At 65.7% G+C, this 20,705-nt stretch carries 16 protein-coding genes; 5 read left to right on the top strand and 11 right to left on the bottom strand.

Annotation, left to right across the window (positions count from 1 at the left end; translation table 11 throughout):
* Positions 1 to 172 precede the first annotated feature (172 nt).
* Positions 173 to 1,225 carry an NAD(P)-dependent alcohol dehydrogenase gene (locus ACQP2U_RS38415; RefSeq protein WP_433712042.1) on the top strand — a complete coding sequence of 351 codons (1,053 nt, stop codon included), beginning with the start codon at positions 173 to 175 and terminating at the stop codon, positions 1,223 to 1,225.
* A gap of 46 nt (positions 1,226 to 1,271) precedes the next feature.
* Positions 1,272 to 2,471: an AI-2E family transporter gene (locus ACQP2U_RS38420; RefSeq protein ID WP_433712043.1), complete on the top strand. Its 1,200-nt coding sequence runs from the start codon at positions 1,272 to 1,274 to the stop codon at positions 2,469 to 2,471.
* Here ACQP2U_RS38420 and ACQP2U_RS38425 read toward each other — a convergent pair whose 3' ends face one another.
* On the bottom strand, positions 2,472 to 3,755 hold the full coding sequence (locus tag ACQP2U_RS38425; RefSeq protein ID WP_433712044.1) for a phthiocerol/phthiodiolone dimycocerosyl transferase family protein: 1,284 nt from the start codon (positions 3,753 to 3,755) through the stop codon (positions 2,472 to 2,474).
* 131 nt (positions 3,756 to 3,886) lie between these two features.
* Here ACQP2U_RS38425 and ACQP2U_RS38430 point away from each other — a divergent pair, with 131 nt between their 5' ends.
* On the top strand, positions 3,887 to 4,453 hold the full coding sequence (locus ACQP2U_RS38430; protein ID WP_433712045.1) for a TetR/AcrR family transcriptional regulator: 567 nt from the start codon (positions 3,887 to 3,889) through the stop codon (positions 4,451 to 4,453).
* Positions 4,454 to 4,784: 331 nt separating this feature from the next.
* Positions 4,785 to 5,513 (top strand): ZIP family metal transporter, encoded by a 729-nt coding sequence (locus tag ACQP2U_RS38435; RefSeq protein WP_397033594.1) that lies wholly within the window; start codon positions 4,785 to 4,787, stop codon positions 5,511 to 5,513.
* A 271-nt stretch (positions 5,514 to 5,784) separates the two neighbouring features.
* Here ACQP2U_RS38435 and ACQP2U_RS38440 read toward each other — a convergent pair whose 3' ends face one another.
* The 5 genes from ACQP2U_RS38440 to aceA all read right to left on the bottom strand — a co-directional run bounded on the left by ACQP2U_RS38440 (position 5,785) and on the right by aceA (position 12,056).
* Positions 5,785 to 6,351 carry a TetR/AcrR family transcriptional regulator gene (locus ACQP2U_RS38440; protein WP_433712046.1) on the bottom strand — a complete coding sequence of 189 codons (567 nt, stop codon included), beginning with the start codon at positions 6,349 to 6,351 and terminating at the stop codon, positions 5,785 to 5,787.
* Entirely contained in the window at positions 6,351 to 6,770 is a 420-nt protein-coding gene (locus tag ACQP2U_RS38445; RefSeq protein WP_040696382.1) for a VOC family protein, read from the bottom strand. Before ACQP2U_RS38445 ends, ACQP2U_RS38440 begins: the two co-directional genes overlap by 1 nt.
* A gap of 110 nt (positions 6,771 to 6,880) precedes the next feature.
* Positions 6,881 to 9,187, bottom strand: a complete 2,307-nt coding sequence (metE, locus tag ACQP2U_RS38450) for a 5-methyltetrahydropteroyltriglutamate--homocysteine S-methyltransferase (RefSeq protein ID WP_433712048.1) — start codon at positions 9,185 to 9,187, stop codon at positions 6,881 to 6,883.
* Between the two features lie 342 nt (positions 9,188 to 9,529).
* Positions 9,530 to 10,399 carry a 3-hydroxybutyryl-CoA dehydrogenase gene (locus ACQP2U_RS38455; RefSeq protein ID WP_433712050.1) on the bottom strand — a complete coding sequence of 290 codons (870 nt, stop codon included), beginning with the start codon at positions 10,397 to 10,399 and terminating at the stop codon, positions 9,530 to 9,532.
* A 367-nt stretch (positions 10,400 to 10,766) separates the two neighbouring features.
* On the bottom strand, positions 10,767 to 12,056 hold the full coding sequence (gene aceA, locus ACQP2U_RS38460; RefSeq protein WP_433712051.1) for an isocitrate lyase: 1,290 nt from the start codon (positions 12,054 to 12,056) through the stop codon (positions 10,767 to 10,769).
* A gap of 431 nt (positions 12,057 to 12,487) precedes the next feature.
* Here aceA and ACQP2U_RS38465 point away from each other — a divergent pair, with 431 nt between their 5' ends.
* A complete protein-coding gene (locus tag ACQP2U_RS38465) occupies positions 12,488 to 13,609 on the top strand; it encodes a lipase family protein (RefSeq protein WP_433712052.1) in 1,122 nt (373 codons plus the stop codon).
* Here ACQP2U_RS38465 and puuE read toward each other — a convergent pair.
* The 5 genes from puuE to ACQP2U_RS38490 form a co-directional block, all read right to left on the bottom strand.
* On the bottom strand, positions 13,606 to 14,508 hold the full coding sequence (puuE, locus tag ACQP2U_RS38470) for an allantoinase PuuE (protein ID WP_433712053.1): 903 nt from the start codon (positions 14,506 to 14,508) through the stop codon (positions 13,606 to 13,608). The genes ACQP2U_RS38465 and puuE overlap by 4 nt on opposite strands.
* Positions 14,509 to 14,513: 5 nt before the next feature.
* The gene (alc, locus tag ACQP2U_RS38475; RefSeq protein WP_433712055.1) at positions 14,514 to 15,527 is read right to left on the bottom strand and encodes an allantoicase; all 1,014 of its coding nucleotides are present in this window, start codon (positions 15,525 to 15,527) and stop codon (positions 14,514 to 14,516) included.
* A 20-nt stretch (positions 15,528 to 15,547) separates the two neighbouring features.
* Positions 15,548 to 16,735, bottom strand: coding sequence for a DUF6986 family protein (locus tag ACQP2U_RS38480; protein WP_433716726.1), 1,188 nt, complete (start codon positions 16,733 to 16,735; stop codon positions 15,548 to 15,550).
* Between the two features lie 117 nt (positions 16,736 to 16,852).
* Positions 16,853 to 19,843: a molybdopterin-dependent oxidoreductase gene (locus ACQP2U_RS38485; RefSeq protein WP_433712056.1), complete on the bottom strand. Its 2,991-nt coding sequence runs from the start codon at positions 19,841 to 19,843 to the stop codon at positions 16,853 to 16,855.
* A complete protein-coding gene (locus tag ACQP2U_RS38490; protein WP_433712057.1) occupies positions 19,840 to 20,694 on the bottom strand; it encodes an FAD binding domain-containing protein in 855 nt (284 codons plus the stop codon). The genes ACQP2U_RS38485 and ACQP2U_RS38490 overlap by 4 nt, the downstream gene beginning before the upstream one ends.
* Positions 20,695 to 20,705 lie beyond the last annotated feature (11 nt).

Consider the following 20,705-nt stretch of genomic DNA (forward strand, 5'->3'; position numbering starts at 1 on the left):
CTCCGGCTGGGCCCTTGACCAATTCCATTGTGGCCGGAGATCAATATTCGGCGGTGCGTTTGGCAAACCTGCGCTGCGGCGGTAGGCATGTACGCATGAGCGAACGCAGTGAGCGAATTATGGCGTGGCGCCCAACGCGCAGGCCGAAGCCGAGCGCCAGCGAGGCGCGGGCATGAGCGTTGCTGCTGCGTATGCGATGTCCGCGCCCGATGGGCATTTCGAGAAGCTCACGATCGAGCGGCGCGAGCTCGGACGGCGCGATGTGCTGATAGATGTCGAATACGCGGGCATCTGCCATTCCGATATCCACACGGCCCGCGACGAATGGGGCGGCGCCAAATACCCGTGCGTCCCCGGACACGAGATCGCGGGCATTGTCGCGGCGGTCGGTCCGGAGGTGACCAAGCATCGGGTCGGCGATCGCGTCGGCGTCGGCTGCATGGTCGATTCCTGCGGCGTCTGCGGTCCCTGTCTGGCCAATGAGGAACAGTACTGCGACAACGGCGCAACCATGACCTACAACACCCCGGTGGACGCGTCCATCCAGCCGGGTGGGCACACCATGGGCGGCTATTCGAGCCAGGTCGTGGTGACCGAGAACTTCGTTCTGTCGATTCCGGAGGGCATCGGACTCGATGTCGCGGCACCGCTGCTTTGCGCGGGCATCACGGTGTTCTCCCCGCTGCGGCACTGGAATGCCGGACCGGGTAAGAAGGTCGCGATCATCGGCATGGGTGGACTCGGACACGTCGGGGTGAAGATCGCCGCGGCGATGGGGGCCGAGGTCACCGTGCTGAGTCATTCGCTCAGCAAGCAGGACGACGGCAAACGCTTCGGCGCGCACCACTACTACGCGACCGCCGATAAGCAAACCTTCCGCGATCTGCGCAACCGGTTCGATCTGATCCTCAATACCGTCTCGGCCGATCTGCCGATCGACAGCTATCTGCGCCTGCTGAGGCTGGACGGCACCCTGGTGATCCTCGGCATGCCCGAGAACCCGATGAGCATCAGGCCTTTCACCATCGCCGGATACCGGCGGGCGCTGGCGGGGTCGATGATCGGTGGTATCGCGCAGACCCAGGAGATGCTGAACTTCTGCGCCAACCACGGAATCGGTGCGGAGATCGAGCTGATCTCGGCGGATGAAATCGATGGTGCCTATGACCGGGTCGTCGCCAGCGATGTGCGGTACCGGTTCGTGATCGACGCCTCGACGATCTAGTTCGTGTCGTTGCGCCGATTCGTCGCCGGTTCGCTAGCTTGGCGATGTGTCCGCGGATGAAGAGCAATCCCCACCCGCCGAAACCGCGGTGGTCACCGCCGATGTGACCGCGGGGCCGCCGCCGTGGCTGTTGCGAGCTTTTTTGCTCGCGGCGGCGACGGTGGCCGGACTGGTGTGCGGCTTCTGGATTCTGCAGAAATTGCAGGGTTTCCTGCTGGTGCTGCTGGTTTCGCTGTTCCTTGCCTTTGCCATCGAGCCAGCGGTGAATTGGCTTGCCGCGCGCGGGGTTCGGCGCGGACTGGCGACCGGTTTGGTGTTCCTGGTATTGACCGTCGGCACCGTCGCATTCGTGTGGACGCTCGGCGCGCTGCTGGTCGACCAAGTCACCACGCTGGTCGAGAACGCGCCCGCAAATGCGGATCAGGCCGTCGACTGGGTCAATCGCAACTTCGAGACGGATCTGTCCGGCAATGATCTGCGGAAGTACCTCGGTGAGTGGAGTTCCACGATCGACCGCTATCTGGTCGGGCTGGCGGGTAATGCCTGGGGTGTCGGCACCGCCGCGATCGGGGCCATCTTCCAGTCCCTCGGCGTGGTGTTGTTCACCTACTACTTCGCCGCCGACGGACCGCGCTTCCGCAACGCGGTCTGCTCGCTGCTGCCGCCGCGCCACCAGCGACATGTATTGCGCGCCTGGGATATCGCCGTCGACAAGACCGGCGGCTATATCTATTCGCGCGGACTGCTCGCGCTGTGCTCGACGATCGCGCACTATGTCGCGTTGCGCATCCTCGATGTGCCATCGGCATTCGCACTCGCGCTGTGGGTCGGTGTTGTCTCCCAGTTCATACCTACCGTCGGCACCTATCTCGCCGGTGCGCTGCCCGTGCTCGTCGCGCTGGTGCACGGACCGTCCACCGCGCTGTGGATTCTGGGCTTCATCGTGATGTATCAGCAGTTCGAAAACTATGTGCTGCAACCGAGAATCACCGCGACCACGCTGGATATGCATCCGGCCGTCGCATTCGGCGCGGTCATAGCGGGTGCGGCGATACTCGGCCCGACCGGTGCGCTGTTGGCGATTCCGGTCACCGCGACGACACAGGCCTTCGCGGGTGCGTACATCCGTCGCTACGAGGTCACCGACAGCGATACCGACAAGGCCGAGCGGCCGCCGAAGAAATATCGAAAATGGACGCGCCAGTTGACCATTCGCCTCAGCGGCAGCGGTCGGCCACCGCAGTGATCAGGCAGTGCCCCGCAGTGCATCGATCAGCGCCAGGCTGACCTTGCCCATCCTGGTGCGGCTGTGCCGGGCCGTATCGTATTCGACCTGGATGGTCAGGCGGTCTCCGATCGTGAAGACGGTCAGCTTCGGCGGCATGCCGGGGCCCATGGCGTAGATGTCGTCGCGGATGTGGCGGATACCGTCTGGAGTCGAATGTGCTGGCAGGCGACCGATATTGGAGATGGCGACGGTCGGTGCGGCCGCGAGGATCGCGGCGGTCACCTCGTCCTGGACGCGCTGCGCGGCGAGCAGGAATATGGGGGCTTCGCGCTGCTCCTTCGCGGCCAGCATGCCCGCGGCCACCTCGTGTGCGGTATCGATCAGCTTCGCGCTCTCGGGGACGAGCGCGAAGGTGCCCACGCCGGAAGCGCAATTCAGCATCGTGTGAGCGGGCAGGTTCAGCTCGGAGCGCAGATCGACGGCGTGGCCGCAGAACATCGGGAGCTTTCCCGTCGCGGGTTCGAGTTGGGAGCGGACGGCGACGAGTGCGGCGCCGCTGAGCAGGCTGTTGACCGAAAGTCCCTGCGCGCGAGCGGTGTCGACGAGGTTCTGGGTCTCGTTGGTATCCAACTCGATTCGCTGCACCGCGAACCGGCCGAGTGGATCGTTATCGATCCCGTCCAGCGGTAAGGTCCGCGGAGCCGATTCCGGACCCATCATCGCGGCCCCGGCCCGGATCTGGTCGAGCCACCCGGCGACCTCCGCATCCGAGACGACCTCGGCGAGTTGGATATCGATGGCCTCCGGCAGTTCCTGATCGGAATCCGGCTGTGGCAGTGCGGTTCCGGTCGCATGTGCGGTGTAGCGCTGCCACAGCTGCGCGAGTAGCGCGAAAGCCGATCTGCCATCGGCGATTCCGTGATGGATGACCAGGACGATTCGATCGCGGTCACCGTCGCGGAGCAGATGGGCGCGGAACAGCCCGTCGTGCCAACCTTGCGGTGCGTTCACCAGATCCAGGTACTCGGCTTCACCGCCATCGGCGATTTCCAGGCGCGGCCGGTAGGCGTCGTCCCGGCGGAAATAGAGCGTGCCGTCGGCATCGGCCACTGGCCTACTGCGCAGCAGTGGATGCTGGGCCGCCAGTTCGTCGAGTACCCGGCGCAGAATTTCGACATCCAGCAGGCCGTGCACGGTGGAACCGATGAACAGCGGCATACCGCCGGTCGGCACGCTGCCGAGATGGGTTTCGGAGCCGAAGTAGATGAGCTCGAAGGAAGAAAGCGGTCGCTGTGCGGTCATGGTCGTCTCGTACTTCCGTGTGGCGGAGCGGGCTACGCCCTCAACATACATACGTTTCAAACACTTGTCACAGACTGGCGTTTGAAACATTTGTCACAAACAGTCGTATGCCGCGCTGATAAGGTGCGAGGGTGGGAACACGAGATGATCTGCTCGCGGCGGCCAAGCAGTGCCTGGCCGAACGCGGATACGCACGCACCACCGTGCGGGATATCGTGGCCGCCTCCGGCACCAATCTGGCCGCCATCAACTACCACTTCGGCACCCGCGACAAGCTCCTCAACCAGGCGATGATGGAGTCGAGCGCGGATGCGGTCCAGCGGATTCTCGATTCACTCCCCGCCCGCGACGCGGCGGATCCGGCCGCGCGACTGCACGACTTCTTACAGCAGCTGATCACCTCGTTCACCGAGGATCACGCCCTGTGGACCGCCAATGGCGAAAGTCTGGCCCAGGCACTGCACTCCCCCGAACTACGTGCCGAACTGGGCTCCGCCCAGGAGCGCGCGCGCACCGAACTGTCCGACTTCTTCGGGCCTGGCGCGCGGCACCCGCAACTAGGTGCCGTTCTGCAAACCATGATCGGCGGGCTGCTGATCCAACACCTGGTCGACCCAGAAAATGCCCCTACCGCTGCCGATATCACCACAGGCCTGCGCACTCTCGGCGCATTGCTCCCAGCTGACAGCGGGATATAGCCGCCGGATGGTCGCTCTGGCATGCTTCCGCGCGCCCGGGCCGCCCGGGGCGCTCACCTCAGTGCGCTGTATCCCGAACTCCGCACGTGCGGACGGCACCGCAGTCGCTTGCCTGCGCAACTCGGCGGCGCGCGGAATCCGCTCGGCCGCCGCTTCCCCGCGCCCGGGTACCGCTCGGCTACGCATCCCGGTCCGCTAGGCAGGCGTAACGCGCTCTGCGCGCCCGAATACGTCCGCTGCCGATGACCGCACGCCCTAGCATCGCGAATAGACAGCAACGTACTGCCCGGAAATCGCTTCGCGCTGGCGACAAGTGACAGATGCTGGACCGATGGCGATTCTGCTGGCGCTGGTATCGATGTGCTCGACCTTGGTCGGCGGGCTCGTGGCGGTGCGGATCGGCGACCGCAAACATCTGGTGCTCGGGCTGGCGGCCGGCGTCATGTTGGGGGTGGTGTTCTTCGACCTGCTACCGGAGGCACTGGAGCAGTCGGGGGATATCGTGCTCGGCGTCCCGGCGGCACTCATCGCCACCGTGGTCGGCTTTGTCACCATCCACGTCATCGAGCGCGCGGTCGCGATCCACACCGGCCATGAAGGCGAATTCGGTGCACACAAGCACGGTTTCGAATCCGTCGGGCTGGTCGCGGCGGCCGGGTTGATCTTCCACAGCACCCTCGACGGTCTCGGCATCGGATTGGGTTTCCAAGCCGGAGCCACCGTCGGCATCGCGGTCGCCATCGCCGTCATCTGCCACGACTTCGCCGACGGCTTCAACACTTTCACCATCACCACGCTCTACGGCTCAGCCCACAGACGCGCGTTGACCCTGCTAGCCATGGACGCCATCGCCCCGGTCGCCGGTGCGGTGATCGGCACCGTCATCCGGGTTCCGGCCGGGACCGTCGGCCTCTACCTCGGCTACTTCGCCGGATTCCTGCTCTACCTCGCCACCGCCGATATCCTCCCCGAGGCCCACGCCGAACACCCGTCCCGCCTGACCCTCGCTTGCACGGTCACCGGCGCGACATTCATGCTCGCCGTGTCCGCCCTCAGTTGACGACCAGACAGCGTCAGCCGACAGCTCCTCCTTAGAGTTCGAATGCACTGTCCGGCCACAATCGGTGCGGCGCGAGAGACCCGAGGGCCGCTCCGCTCGCCGACTACTTCCCCAAGGGCATGGCATCGACTCCCGATTCCGTTGTTCCTGACGGAGGTGACGCCGGGCACTCCCTCTGTTCACCAGGCGGGTGCCTGGCTGATGGACGGGGTGCCCGGTCGATCGGATCTCACCGGGAGTCGCTCGACGATTCTGGCGCGCAGTCGGGTGGTCAACAAGCGATCGCGCGCAGGACGGCATCGACGGACTGATCGGCCAGCGGGTCGGTCAGGGGTAGATGGCCGAAGAGGGCGCGGTAGTAGATCGGGGCGGCGATCGCGTCGAGGACGAAACCGAGATCGAGACCGGGATCGATCTCGCCGCGCTGGATGGCCGACTCCAGGGCGATCGCGGTGGTTCGCCTGCGTGGTTCGAAAACCGTTGCCAGGAAATGTGCGCGCAGTTCAGGATCGTTGGCGAGATCCGCTACGAGGGCGGGTAGTGCGTGGTTCAGCGAGGTATCGCGCAGTGCGGCAACCAGATTGCGCATTGCGATGGTCAGGTCGGCGCGCAGGTCGCCGGTATTCGGTGTCGGTTGCGAACCGAGCAGCTCGGCGACGACATCGACAACCAGGTGGCGTTTGGAGGGCCAGCGGCGATAGATCGCCGGGCGGTGCAGACCGGCTCGGGCCGCGACCTGGCCGATGGACAGTTCGGCATAACCGTTCTCGTCCAACAGCTCTCGCGCCGCGGCGAGCACCGCGATATCAATGCGGTCCTCGCGGGTGCGTCCCGGCATCAGAAGACCGGACGTGGCATCAACACGACTCGCCAACCATCCGGATCCGGAAAGGTCAAGCCACCGTTGGCCGCCCAGTACGGATTCTCGGCAGGGACCGGCTCCACACCGAATTCACCGAGTCGCTGTGCCACGTCGTACATCTGGGTTTCGGTCGAAAAGTAGAGCACCAGTAGGTTTTCCGCGCTCGGCGCGTCGCCGGGACTGCCGTCCACGTGGGTGGTGAACTCCAGATGATATCCGGTGCCCGGCAGTCCGAGCATTACCCCGTCGTAGCCCGCGTGATTTTCGAATCGGTAGAGCTCGCGCAGTCCCAACCCCTCGACGTAGAACCGCACGACCTCTACCAACCGATCGGTGGGCCTGGCAATTCGAACCTGGGCCACCGGCAACGACTCGGGCCATGTCTGCTCAGCCATGCCTCAACGATACAGTACGCACTGTACCGATTTAATATGGCATCCATCGCCCGAGCCGCAAAAGACCGCCGCCACATCCGAGACATGGCGGCGGCCTTCGTCTTCGGGTATTACTCCGTCGGCGTGGCCCGCCGACGAACGCGGCGCGCGGCCGCGACCAAATTGCGCAGCGAGGGCTCCAGCTGCCAGTAGTGCCGGGTCTTCAGCCCGCCGTCCGGATTCGCCCACAGGCGTTCCGGACTGATGGCTTCGGCTGCGGCCGTGAGCAATTCGTCGAGCTCATCGATATCCGGAATCCGCGCAGAACGACTCTCGTAGACACCAGGACCGACACCGTGACTCAGGCCGTGACCGGACCCGGAGTCCTCTTTGAGCGCCTTGAGCACCCATTCGATCGAGCGCGTCGCCACGATCGCGGTGACATCGGCGTCGAGCTCCTCGATCGCATCGACCACCTCGGTGCGACCGGAATAACCGATATGCGTGTGGATCTGGGTCTCCGGCTGCACACCGGAGGTGGCCAGGCGGAATGCCGCGACCGCCCACCGCAGATATTCGGCGCGTCCCTGCGGACGCATGGGTAGCAGCTCGCGGATCGCGGGCTCGTCGACCTGGATGATCGAAATCCCGGCCCGTTCCAGATCCACGACCTCATCGCGAATGGCCAGCGCGACCTGATCGGCGGTCTCGTACAGCGGCTGATCCTGGCGCACGAAGGAACGCGCGATCATGGTGACCGGACCGGTGACCATGCCCTTGACCGGCTTATCGGTCAACGACTGGGCATAGCTGATCCACTCGACCGACATCGGCGCGGGCCGCGACACATCACCGTAGATGATGGGCGGTCGCACACAACGGGATCCGTACACCTGCACCCAGCCGAAGTGCGTGGTCGCGAAGCCGTCGAGCAGCTCGGCGAAGTACTGGATCATGTCGTTGCGCTCGTGCTCACCGTGCACGAGGACATCGAGGCCGATGTCCTCCTGCAGGCGGATCGTGGCCTCGATCTCGGCCTCGATCTTCTTGCGGTACTCGTCGTAGGACAGTTTGCCCTCGCCGAGGTCGTAGCGGGCCTGACGAATCTTATTCGTCTGCGGGAAGGAACCCAGCGTGGTCGCGGGCACCGGCGGCAGATTCAGCTTGCGCTGCTGAGCTTCTCGCCGCGCCTCGTACGGCTCGCGCGAGCGCATACCGGGCGTGATCGCGTAAACCCGTTGCCGCACCGCATGTTTCTGCTTGAAGTGCACCTCGGTCGGCCGCTTGCGCCACTTGTCCGAGGGACCCTCGGTGAGTGCCTTGGCGAGCGAAACAACCTCGCCCACCTTCTGCTGCGCGAAGGCGAGGCGGTCGGCGACATTGCCCTCGATGTCGTACTCGGCGAGCACGTCATAGGGCACGTGCAGCAGTGTCGTGCCGGTGGACACCACGAGGTCGGGGCACACCTTGGCCAGCTCGTTCAGGTATTCCAGCGTCACGTAGCGATCCGCGCGCCACACATTGAGACCACTGATCACGCCCGCGTACAAGCGCTTACGTCGAATGCCCGGAATCTCCGCGAGCTCTTCGGGCTGGATCCGATAGCTGGCCAGATCCAACCCGATTGCCTCGACATTGGTTTCGGCCAGAATGCGCAACACCTCACCGAAATCGCCGTACTGCCCGGTGACCAGCATGCGCGGCCGCAGCGCCGAGGTCGAAAGTCGTTGGTAGGCACGCTCGAACGCGCCCAACTCGGCCGCAGTGCGCTCACCGGTGAAGCACGGTTCGTCCAACTGCACGCAGGTGGACCCGCGCTTGGCGAGGATCTCGAACAGCTCTTCATAGACCGGAAGCAGCTTGTCCAGCAGACTGAGGGTGTCGAAACCACCTGCCTCACCCGGTATGTGGCCCGCCTTGGACAGCAGCAGCAATGACACCGGTCCCAGCACCACCGGGCGCAGCTCGATATCACTGGCCTTGGCGCGGTCCCATTCGTCGAGCAATGCCTCCGGGTGCAGCGAGAACTCGGTGTTCTCATCGAGTTCGGGCTGGCGGTAGTGGTAATTCGTCCCGAAGAACCGCACCAGCTCCAGCGGCGGCAGATCCGGACGACCGCGCGCCATCAGAAAGTAGAAGTCCAGCGGATGCAGCTCGTCCTGGTAGGGCTTGAATCGCGCGGGCACCGCACCGAACAGCAGCGCATTGTCGAGAATGTGGTCGTAGAAGGAGAAGGTGTTGCCCGGCACCTGGGTCAGACCGGTGGCGGCCAGCCCGCTGTACTGCCGCTGCTGGATATCGCGCCCGACCGCGAGCAGTTCGTCGCGGGAGACCCCACCACGCCAATACCCCTCGAGGGCCCGCTTGAGTTCGCGGTGCGGCCCGATCCTCGGATAGCCGAGAATGCTGGATCCGTAACCGTCGTGAACATTGACCATGAGCGGGGCCACTCCCTTTCGATCACCTGCGCGGAGTCCTCGACACAGACTCCGCAGCAGCGCTGCGCTCTCGGTATTCCGGCCGAGCCGCTGGTCACGGCCCGACCTTCTTTGCAGCCTATGCCGCTGACAGCATCGGCAGGGTAAGACTCCAGCGCTCAGGTGACCGTTGACACCTGAGCAACCACCACGGAGCGAGTCTTACGAGCGACGTTCGCGGCCCGTCTCGCGTCCGAGCCGTCGAAGCGCATGCGCCGCAGGCGCGAGTCTCGACGGCTCGGACGCGAGACACCAGGGGCCGCGAACACGCCGCGCCGAAGGCGCGGCCATTAAACACAGATATCAGACCTTGTACTGGTAGAAGCCTGCGCCGGTCTTCTTGCCGAGCAGACCAGCCTCGACCATGCGCATCAGCAGCGGCGGCGCCGAGTACAGCGGCTCCTTGAACTCCTGGTACATGGAGTCGGCAATGGACTTCACGGTGTCGAGCCCGACCAGGTCGGTCAGCGCCAGCGGACCCATCGGGTGGGCGCAGCCGAGCACCATCGCCTTGTCGACGTCTTCCTTGGTGGCGAAGCCGGATTCGACCATCCGGATGGCCGAGAGCAGGTACGGCACCAGCAGCGCGTTCACCACGAAACCGGAACGGTCGGCCGAACGCACGACCTGCTTGCCGAGCACATCGCCGGCGAAGGCCTCGGCCCGCCCGGACACCGCCTCGCTGGTCTTCAGCGTGGTGACCAGCTCGACCAGCGGCAGCACCGGCACCGGGTTGAAGAAGTGCATGCCGACGACGCGCTCGGGGTTGGCGGTGGCGACGGCGATCTTCATGATCGGGATGGAGGAGGTGTTGGAGGCCAGCACGGCGTCCGGATCGGTGACGACCTTGTCGAGTTCGGCGAAGATGGCCGTTTTCACCTTCTCGTCCTCGAGCACCGCCTCGACCACCAATTGGCGGTCAGCGAAATCGCCGAGGTCGGAGGTGAACCGCAGCCGCCACGCGGCCTGTTCGCGTTCGCGCTCGGTGATCTTGCCGCTGCTCACGCCGCGGTCGAGCGAGCGCAGGATGCGGGCGCGACCTGCGGCGGCTAGCTCCCGGGTCTGTTCGTAGACGAGCACGTCGATATGCGCCCGCGCACACACCTCGGCGATGCCGGCACCCATCTGGCCGGCACCGATAATGCCGACGCGCTGAATCTTGTCGCTGCTCACGTCCCGCTCCTGCTGTTTGGTCTGGCTGTCGGGTGGCTGATGGAAGGGTGCTCCGATAAGAGCCGACCTTCGAGGGTCCAAGGTATAGGGATGCCCTCCCGGCTGGGGCTGTTCAACCAGGAGGGCGGTACACCCCTACTGGAGTAGAGGATTAGCGGTATTCACGTCGGGAACCTCATTCCCTCTGCGAACACGGTGTGGCGACATCGAGTGCTTTCGCAACCCCGTACGGGGCGAGCACGACGAGCCCGTTCGCGGCCGGCTCGCTTCCGAGTACTCGAAGCGCATGCGCCGAAGGCGCGAGTCTCGAGTGCTCGGAAGCGAGCCTTGGGGGCCGCGAACACGCGGCGCGGAGCGCCGCCATGTATCAGTGGAACTGACCCTCTTCGGTGGAGCCCTTCAGGGCCGCCGTCGAGGTGTTCGGGTCCACGGTGGTGGCGATGGTGTCGAAGTAGCCGGCACCGACCTCACGCTGGTGCTTGATGGCGGTGAAGCCACGCTCGGCGGCGGCCTTGAACTCGCGCTCCTGCAGGTCGACGAAGGCGGTCATACCCTCGCGGGCGTAGCCGTAGGCCAGGTCGAACATGCCGTAGTTGAGCGAGTGGAAGCCGGCCAGGGTGATGAACTGGAACTTGAAGCCCATCGCGCCGAGCTCACGCTGGAACTTCGCGATGGTCGCGTCGTCCAGGTGCGCCTTCCAGTTGAAGGACGGCGAGCAGTTGTAGGCCAGCAGCTGGTCCGGGAACTCGCCGCGGACGGACTCGGCGAACTTGCGCGCGACCTCGAGGTCCGGCACGCCGGTCTCCATCCAGATCAGGTCGGCGTAGGGGGCGTAGGCCTTGGCACGCGCGATGCAGGGCTCGATGCCGTTCTTCACACCGAAGAAGCCCTCGGCGGTGCGGGTGCCGTCCAGGAACTCACGGTCGCGCTCGTCCACGTCCGAGGTGATCAGGGTGGCGGCCTCGGCGTCGGTGCGGGCGATGATGACCGAAGGCACGTCGGCGACGTCGGCCGCGAGGCGAGCCGAGGTCAGGGTGCGGATGTGCTGCTGGGTCGGGATCAGCACCTTGCCGCCCAGGTGGCCACACTTCTTCTCGGAGGCCAGCTGGTCCTCCCAGTGCACACCGGCGGCGCCGGCGGCGATCATGGCCTTCTGCAGTTCGTAGGCATTCAGTGCGCCACCGAAGCCGGCCTCGGCGTCGGCGACGATCGGGGCCAGCCAGTTGGACACCGAGGTGTCGCCCTCGACCTTGGCGATCTCGTCGGCGCGCAGCAGCGCGTTGTTGATGCGGCGCACCACGGACGGGACCGAGTTGGCCGGGTACAGCGACTGGTCCGGGTAGGTGTGGCCGGACAGGTTCGCGTCACCGGCGACCTGCCAACCGGACAGGTAGATGGCCTTCAGGCCGGCGCGGACCTGCTGGACCGCCTGGTTACCGGTGAGGGCACCGAGGGAGTTGATGTAGTCCTCGTTGTTGACCAGATCCCAGAGGATCTCCGAGCCACGACGGGCGAGGGTGGCCTCTTCGACGACGGTGCCCTGCAGCTTCGACACCTGGTCGGCGGTGTAGTTGCGGGTGACGCCCTTCCAGCGCGGGTTGGTGTCCCAGTCCTGCTGGATCTCCGCAGCGGTCTTCGGGGTGCCGGCGTTCGACATCTCTGACTCCACTTCTTCGTTTCGATGCCCCACGGTCGAGCATCGCTCGGACTGCTGTGGCGGCAATTTGCAGGCTTGCTAGGCCCATGGGGTGTACTTCCACACGATGGCACACCAGGAAATAGCCGTCTACCTGTTGCAAGTGTGAATCCGAGCTAGCTTTCGAACCGTCTTTGCTAACTCTGCGAAATTTGCCCGCAAATTGCAAGGATGCAACCTACCCGCCGGTAGCCCTGACATGCGGTTTTAGCGTAACGCTCGTACTGTTTGTGATCACCCCCTGGGTCACCATCCGCGGCGCCGGACATTCCGGGTTGTGAGCACCTTCACAACCGTCTGTGTGGTCTCCGCCACCTCGGCTGGGCGCCGATGGTTCGATTGACGGACCGAGTCATCGCGGACAGACGTTCAGCGTCCGAGTAGGAGCTTTTATGCGGAAAATGTGGTTCACCGTCGCCGTCGTCTGTGGTCTCGGCCTGCGGTTGCCCGCGGCGAGCGCCGATCCGGGCACGGTGGAATCCGTCGCGCCGCTGGCCACGGCGGCGACGCTGCCGGGTGCGGTGAATTCCAGCCGTATCCTCTACACGACGTCGACCGCGAACGATGTGCCGACGGTAGCCAGCGCCGCGGTCTACTTCCCGCCCGGGGAAGCCCCCGTGGGTGGTTGGCCGGTGATCGCGTGGGCGCACGGCACGGTCGGACTCGGCGACGACTGCGCATACAGCATCGCCGGGCCGAGCGCGGTCGAGCGGGACTGGGCCTATCTCGGGACCTGGCTGCGGCAGGGGTATGCGATCGTGGCGGCGGACTATGCCGGACTCGGCTCGGCGGGCGAACACCCCTACATCAACGGGCTCGTGGAAGCGCACAACATCGTGGACGCGGTCAAGGCCGCCACCGGGCAATACGCCACGCTGGCGAAGCGCTGGGCGGTCGTCGGACAGTCACAGGGCGGCGGTGCGGCCGTCTACACCGCGCGCTACGCGACCGAGTTCGGCGGACCTGAACTCGACTACCGGGGCGCGGTCGCCACCGGTGTGCCTGCCTATGTCGAGGATGTCGTGCCCCTGCTCGGGCCGCATGTGCCGCCGGTGCGGCTGTCGGATTACACCACCGCTTATGTGCTGTACATCCTCAATGGCCTGCGCACCACCTACCCGGACCTGGACATCGAGTCGTACCTGAACGATTCGGGTCGTGACTGGCTCGCGCGGGCCCGCGAGGCCTGCGTCACCCCGCTGCGCGACGAACTCACGGCCCATGGCGTGGTCGCCGGTGACCTGTTCGCGCGTCCGCTGCTACAGATCCCGGATCTGCACGGGTTGCTGACCCGCTACCTCGGCCTGCCCGAATCCGGTTACGACAAGCCGCTGTTCCTGGGTCAGGGACTGCTCGACACCGATGTGGTCACGCCGGAGACGCTGCGGTTCGCGGCAGTGCTTGCGGTCAATCGGCAGCCGGTCACATTGCATGTCTATCCGGATGATCACAGCGGAGCGGTCAATGGGTCGCTGCCGGATTCGCTGCCGTTCGTGCGGAATCTTTTCGCCTAGCCGACCGCCGGATGCACCCGTCGCCAGTGTTCGGCGATATCGATGCGACGCGCGACCCACACGTCGCCATGCGACTGGACGTGGTCGAGGAAGCGCTCCAGTGAGGCCAATCGAGCCGGACGGCCGACGAGACGACAGTGCAGACCGATCGACAGCATCTTCGGATTCCCCTCCGCCCCTTCGCGATAGAGCACGTCGAAGGCGTCGCGGAGGTGGGCGAAGAATTGTTCGCCGCTGGGGAAGCCCGCGGGCGAGGCGAAGCGCATGTCATTGGTGTCGAGGGTGTACGGGACGACCAGGTGGTTTCGGCCGTGCACGGTGACCCAGTACGGAAGATCGTCGGCGTAAGAGTCGGAGTCGTAGACGAAACCGCCATGTTCGACCACCAATTCCCTGGTGTGCGGGGAGTCGCGGCCGGTGTACCACCCGAGCGGGGCCGCGCCGGTGAGTTCGGTGAGGATGCGCACGGCCTCGGCCATATGCGCGCGCTCGGTGTCGCGGTCGGTGAGTTGGTAGGACTGCCAGCGCAGGCCGTGGCTGGCGATTTCGTGACCGAGTTCGACAAAGGCGGCCACCGCCTCCGGATTTCGCTGCATGGCACGGGCGACGGCGAAAATGGTCAGCGGTAGGTCACGGCGTTCGAAGACGCGCAGCACCCGCCACAGTCCGGCGCGGGAGCCGTATTCGTAGAGCGATTCCATGCTCATGTGCCGATTCGGAAACGCTTGCGCGGGAGTCATTTCCGAGAGAAACGTCTCCGAATACGGATCGCCGTCGAGCACATTGTTCTCCGCGCCCTCTTCATAATTGAGGACGAACTGGACCGCGATCTTCGCAGCATCGGGCCACTGCGGATCCGGTGGCGTCGCGCCGTAGCCGACGAAATCTCGGTCGCCCATGCCGCTCAGCCCCCGAGTTCGCCGTAGAGGCGCAGTCGTGCCAGCCCACCGTCCGGGTAGATATCGAGGCGAACCTCCTCGACCGAGGCCGCCATCGGCGCGATCGCGAAGCGATGCCTGGTATCGGGCAGCAGGTCGATGCGCGCAAGCAATTCGAGTTCGGTGCCGTCGGTGGTACGGCCGGTGAGCCGGGCCGAACCCGGGCTATTGCCGAGGAAGTACGACGTATCGATCTCGGCGAGGCGGATGAGCCCGGGTCCGGCCAGTCGGATCCGCACCCAGTCGTTGCCGTCGTCGCGGCGGCGGGCGGTTTCCCAGCCGTCACCCATTTTTCCTGCCAGACCCGGATAGAGCAGCTGGTTCGGCGAACTGTAGAAGCGGTTGGAGCAGTCGAGCACCAGGGCGCCGTTTTCCAGTGCGGCCAGGTCCAGCGGGCCCAGACCGAGCAGATTCGGGTCGGGCCTGCCCTCGCCGTGTACCCGCAGCCGGGCGACGCCGCCGTCCGGGTGCATGGTCAGTTTCACGTGGGTCCAACGGTTTTCGTTCTCGATCGGGAATCGGTTGCGGCTGTCGCCGGTTACCGGGGCATGGTCGATCAGGGGCACCCAATCGTCGCGCTCGGCAATGGTTTCCGCGGGTGGATAGCCGTCGATCTCGAGTGTGGAGACCGAAACCGCGGGCGGATAGTTGCCCTTGAACCACGCGGTGTCCACCACGATGCCGCGGATGACGCCGGGTACGCCCAAGCGAACTATGGCGGAATCGTCACCGGGGCGGCCGCGGTGCCTGCGCGTTTCCCAGCCGTCGTAGATCTGACCCTTGTGCCCGAAGGTCGACGGCCGGTATTCCGAAGGGCCGGGATTGATCAAATTCTCCTTCTCGGCGAAGAATTCGTCGTCGGCCCAGATGACCGAGCCGCCGAGCGGTCGGACGGCAAGGTCGGGCAGCAGGGTGAAATCCGTGGGGTCGAGCCCACCCGTCGCCCGACCAGCACCGTCCACGGAATCGCTTCCGCTCATGACACCTCCTGCGTAGTCGTTCACAACGTCTCCTGCGGAATCGGCTCGCGCGCGACGAGTGCCCGCAGCACCTCCGGCGTCAGTACCGGCGCGAGCGCGCGCAGTTCGTCGGCGGTGCGCGCGCCGCAGTTCACGCCGCGTAGCACGGTGGCAGCCAGGGCTTCGGCGGTAGCGGGCTCGTCCATGACGCTGCTGGAACGCCGGTCGAGGTAGGCGACCAGACGCGGTACCGCGACATCGATGGCGCGACGGAAGAATTCGTAGGTGGCCAGCCAGCGGGTGATCAGGTGGCCCGGATGCATATCCCAGCCCTGGTAGTAACCCAGGCGCAACGCCCGGCCGACGAGCCGATGATGGTTGCGCAGTGCCGATTCCGGATCGCGGTCCGGCACGATCTGGGTGGAGCCGTCACAGATCCACACCCCGGTTTGGGCAGCGGCCACCTGCATGATCGACTTCGCGTAATCCGCCGCCGGATGGTCGAGCGCCTGATCGGGCGCGGCGATACCGCACGCGGCGGTGTAGTCATAGGTGCCGAAGTGCAAAGCGCTGCAACGGCCTTCGGATAGGTGAAGCATCCTGGCGACCGTGGCGCTGCCGTCGGCGGCGATAATCGCCTGCGGGCTCTCGATCTGCAGTTCGAATCGCAGGGTGCCCGCATCGAGTCCGGAGCCGCGCTCCAGTCCGTCGCACAGCACTGCCAACGCCGAAGCCTGTTCCGCCGCACGGATTTTCGGGACGGTGAAGACGAAACCCGGCGGCACACCGCCCGCGCCATCCAACACCAACTCCAGGGTGCGTATGGCGCGACCGCGTTCGATACCCGCCAAACCCTTCATCCGGATGCCGAAGCTGGTCGGCCCACCGGGTTGCCGCGCCCACTCGGCGAGTGCCGCACCCGCATTGGCGGCGGCCCGGTCCTCCTCGGCGTCGGCGCGGAATCCGTAACCGTCCTCGAAGTCGATGCGCAGATCCTGAATCGGCCGCTGCTCGAGTTGGTTGCGCACGGCGGGCAGCTCGTCGGTGCCGTCGATTCCGGCGAGGAGTTCGTGGTGGCGATCGAACAGCTCCAGCGCCGCCGCACCCCATTCGGCGGGGGTCGCGGCGGTTGCCCGGTCGGCGGGCACGTAGGCGGTGTGGATCGGCTGGACTCGACCGCCCGTGCCCGGGTACCGGGTCCGCAACTCGGCATCGACCGTGTCGAGCATCGCTTCGATGCGGGCGCGGACATTCTCGGGTAGCTGTGTTCGATTCGCGCCGCTCCCCGGCCCTCCGTGGTTACGCACGCTGCCTCCTCCGGGCCCGATGCTCACGACGCTGGGTGCTCACACCCGGTCTCCTTCCTGAAGGGCGCGCCAGATCCGGTCCGCCGTCATCGGCAAACTGGTCTGTCGTACCCCCACAGCATCGCGGATGGCGTTCGCCAGTGCGGGCGCGACGGGGTTGTACGGGGATTCGCTCATCGACTTGGCGCCGAGTGGGCCCAGGTCATCAGCGGTTTCGGCGAAGTAGACCTCGGTGTGTGGGAGGTCGGCGAACTGTGGGATGTGATAGTGCCGCAGCGTTCGCGTGGTTACCTCGCCTTGTGCCGATCGCATGTCCTCGTAGAGTGCGGTGCCGATGGCCTGTGCGACGCCGCCGACCACTTGACCGCGGCACTGGACCGGATTGAGCACCGTGCCCGCGTCGGCGGCCTGGACGGATTGCAGGATGCGCACCAACCCGGTCTCGGGCTGCACGGCCACCCGGAATGCCTGCACGTTGAAGCTGACCGAGCGCGGGCTGCCCGCGTGTGCGCCGTGTCCGGACAACTCGCCGTCGGCCAAGAGCTCGGTGGCGCCGATCAGTCGATCGCCGCAGCGGACGCCATCGGCCACCAGGACACATTCCGCTTCGGCGCGACCCGTCAGTTTGGCGGCCCGAACCAGGATGTGCTCGCGCAATGCCACGGCCGCGGCATAGGCGGCCTTGCCCGCGACGGTGAGGCCGGTGGATCCGAAGGCACCGGTGTCGTGGCCGACGATATCGGTGTCCGATTGCAGGATTACTATCCGGCGCACGTCGGTGTGCAGTGCCGTTGCCGCGAGTTGGGCGTGCACCGTTGTGGTGCCGTTGCCGAATTCGACTGTGCCGACGCGGAGTTCGTAGCGTCCGTCGGGAAGCAGGGTGACGGTTGCCTCGGAGCGGTGGCCGCGCGGTGGGATGGTGGCGATCATGGCCAGCGCCATACCGGTGCCGACCCGCCATTCCGGCCCTGGCGCGCGAACCGCATTGCCGCGCAGTAGTGCACGTTCCGCGAGGTCGAGACACTGATCGAGGCCGTAGCTGCCGAAGTCCAGATCACTGTCGCCCACTTGCGCGCCGACGAATGCGTCGCCGGGGACGATGACATTGCGGCGGCGGAATTCGAACGCGTCGATATCGAGTGCGCGCGCCAGTTCATCCATCGCCGATTCGATGCCGAAGATGATCTGTCCGAGGCCGTAGCCGCGGAATGCGCCGGAGGGAATGTTGTTGGTGTAGACCGTCTTCGCCTCGACGCGCTTATTCGCGCAGCGGTAGACCTCGATGGATTCACCGACGCCGTGAAACAGCACGCCCGCACTGTGATTGCCGTAGGCACCGGCATCGGCGAGCACGTCGATCGACAGTGCGGTCAATACGCCATCGGCATTCGCGCCCGCGGTCACCGCTACCCGCATCGGATGACGGCAAGTGGCACTGGTGAATTCGTCGGAGCGGGTGAATTCGTATTGTGCGGGACGGCCGGTGCGCAGGACCGCCAGCGCTATCAGATCCTCGGCCAGCATCTCCTGTTTGGCGCCGAATCCGCCGCCGACACGCTTGGCGAATACGCGGACCCGTTCACGCGGCATTCCGAATATCTGGCACAGTTCGTCGCGCACCAGGAACGGTACCTGCGTGCTGCAGCGGATGACCAGCCTGCCGTCCGCGTCCAACCAGCCGATACCGCCGTGGGTTTCCAGGTGTACGTGCTGGGCGCGCGGCGAATGCCAGACACCACTGACCACCTTCGCCGCTGCCGCGAGGCCCGCCTCGACGTCACCGACCTCGCCATTGATCTCGGCGATCAGATTGCGTTCGCGATCGGCGATGCGAGCCGTATCCGGTTTACCGTCATGCAGTTTCGGCGCTTCCGGCAGTAATGCCTCGGCCGGATCGAATACCGCTGGCAGGATTTCGTATTCGACCTTTAGTGCTCGGCAACCCGCGCGGGCGATATCCAGGCTCTCCGCCACTACTGCGGCGACCCGCTGTCCGATGAATCGCACCGTGCGATCCAGCACGTAGGTGTCGTCCGGATCGTCGGCCCGAATTTCGTGACGTGCGGTGGAAAAGGCGATATCGGGAGCGTCGGCGTAGGTGAGCACTGCGTGCACGCCCGGTAGGTTTTCGGCGGCGGAGGTGTCGATGGATACGATTCGCGCGTGGGGGTGTGGGCTCGGTAGCACTGCGATATGCAGGGGGGTCGTGGGCGGTGCGTCCCCGCCCTCGGTGCCGACGTCGAAGGTGAAGGGCTCTGTGCCCGTGACAATTCGGGGTCCGGCAGGTGCGCCGGCACCGGTGCCCGCTCGTCCGGCGGCCTCGTCCGATGAGATGTGCCGAGCATTGGAGTCGACCTGCTTCCCATCCATACTGTCGAGGCTCGGACATGCGGTTGCGTCCGCATCACGCGCCGAGATGGCATCAGGATCCGCGCCCAAGTCCTCGGCGCTGGCCTGTGACCTATCTCCATTGGCGCGGAGTTGGTCGCTCGGCGATTCGGGACCAGAAGTCGCACGTTCGCTCGGCGCCGAAACCGGGTTCAGGGATGCGGTCGCACCACACGCCGAGACGACATCCGGGTCTGTGTGGGAAGCCGCGCCGAGCGCATCGGCGATCGCGCGGTATCCGGTGCAGCGGCAGAGATTTCCCTTCATGAGCTCCGGTAGCGCCTCGGGATCCGGGGCGGTAGGGCCGCCGCAGCCGAGGCCCGCGGCCGTGACCACCATGCCCGCGGTGCAGAAGCCGCATTGGAAGGCGGCGGAATCGACGAAACGTTGCTGGACAGCGTGCGGCTCTTCAGCGGTGCCGAGACCGGATGCGGTGGTTATGGTGCGGTCGGCGGCACGGTAGGCGGGAATGATGCACGAGTGCACGGGGATTCCGTCGAGTTGCACGGTGCACGCACCGCAATCGCCCGCATCACAACCCTTCTTCACCGCGAAATGGCCGTGTTCGCGCAATAACGTGCGCAGGCATTGGCCAGGACGCGGTTCGGCCTGCACCGACTGGCCGTCGATCTCGAATCTCATTGCCCATCACCGGCTTCGCGGAGCTCGGTCGCGACCTCACGAGCGAGCACACCGGCGATATGGCGACGCCAGTCCGATGCGCCATGCGGATCGTCGAACCAGAGCGTCGGGTCGATCGCGGCCACCGCGCCCCGCACCTCGGCATCATCTGGTATGGCAGCGAAATCCAGCACGATCGGACGGGTCGTCGCCGCGGTTATGGTCAGCGCGGTGCGACCGTCAGCCGCCCGCCGACCCATGACAACCGCACCGGAACGGCCGAGCGGAGCAAGCGAGATCTTCCGAAATGCCGTGTGTGCGTGCAGACTTCGAGTCGGGATAGTAATCGACCGCAACACATCACCCGAGCCGAGCACATTACGTCCCGGCCCGAGCACGAACTCACGCAACGGGATCCGACGATCTGAACCATCCGACGCCCACACCAGCGCTACACCGTCCAACGCCACCAGTGCCCCCAACACCGCCCCGGCGGGCAACGACAAACACACGTTCCCACCCACCGTCGCCGTCCGCCATATCTTGTGCGAGGCCACCAACGCCCGACACGCCCGCGCGAACAACGCGGTCCCCGGCCACTGCGCCCGCAATACCTCCACCCCCAACTCCCGCCCCACGCCAGCCCCCGCCAACTCCGCCAGTGTGCAGGTGGCCGCGATCTCCAAGCCCTCCCCCGTCACAGTCAACGCCGCCCACCCGAGCCCAGTGATATCGACCAGCCGCTCCAACCCGTCCTGCGGCTCGGAAAACAAAAACGTCCCCCCAGCGAGAACTCCACAACTCCCACCGACAAAAGCCAGGTCAGCCCGCCCCCGAGCCACAACCACATCCCGAATCGTGTCCAGATCCACGCCACACCTCG

The sequence above is a fragment of the Nocardia sp. CA-084685 genome (assembly GCF_050955785.1).
GTDB lineage: Bacteria > Actinomycetota > Actinomycetes > Mycobacteriales > Mycobacteriaceae > Nocardia.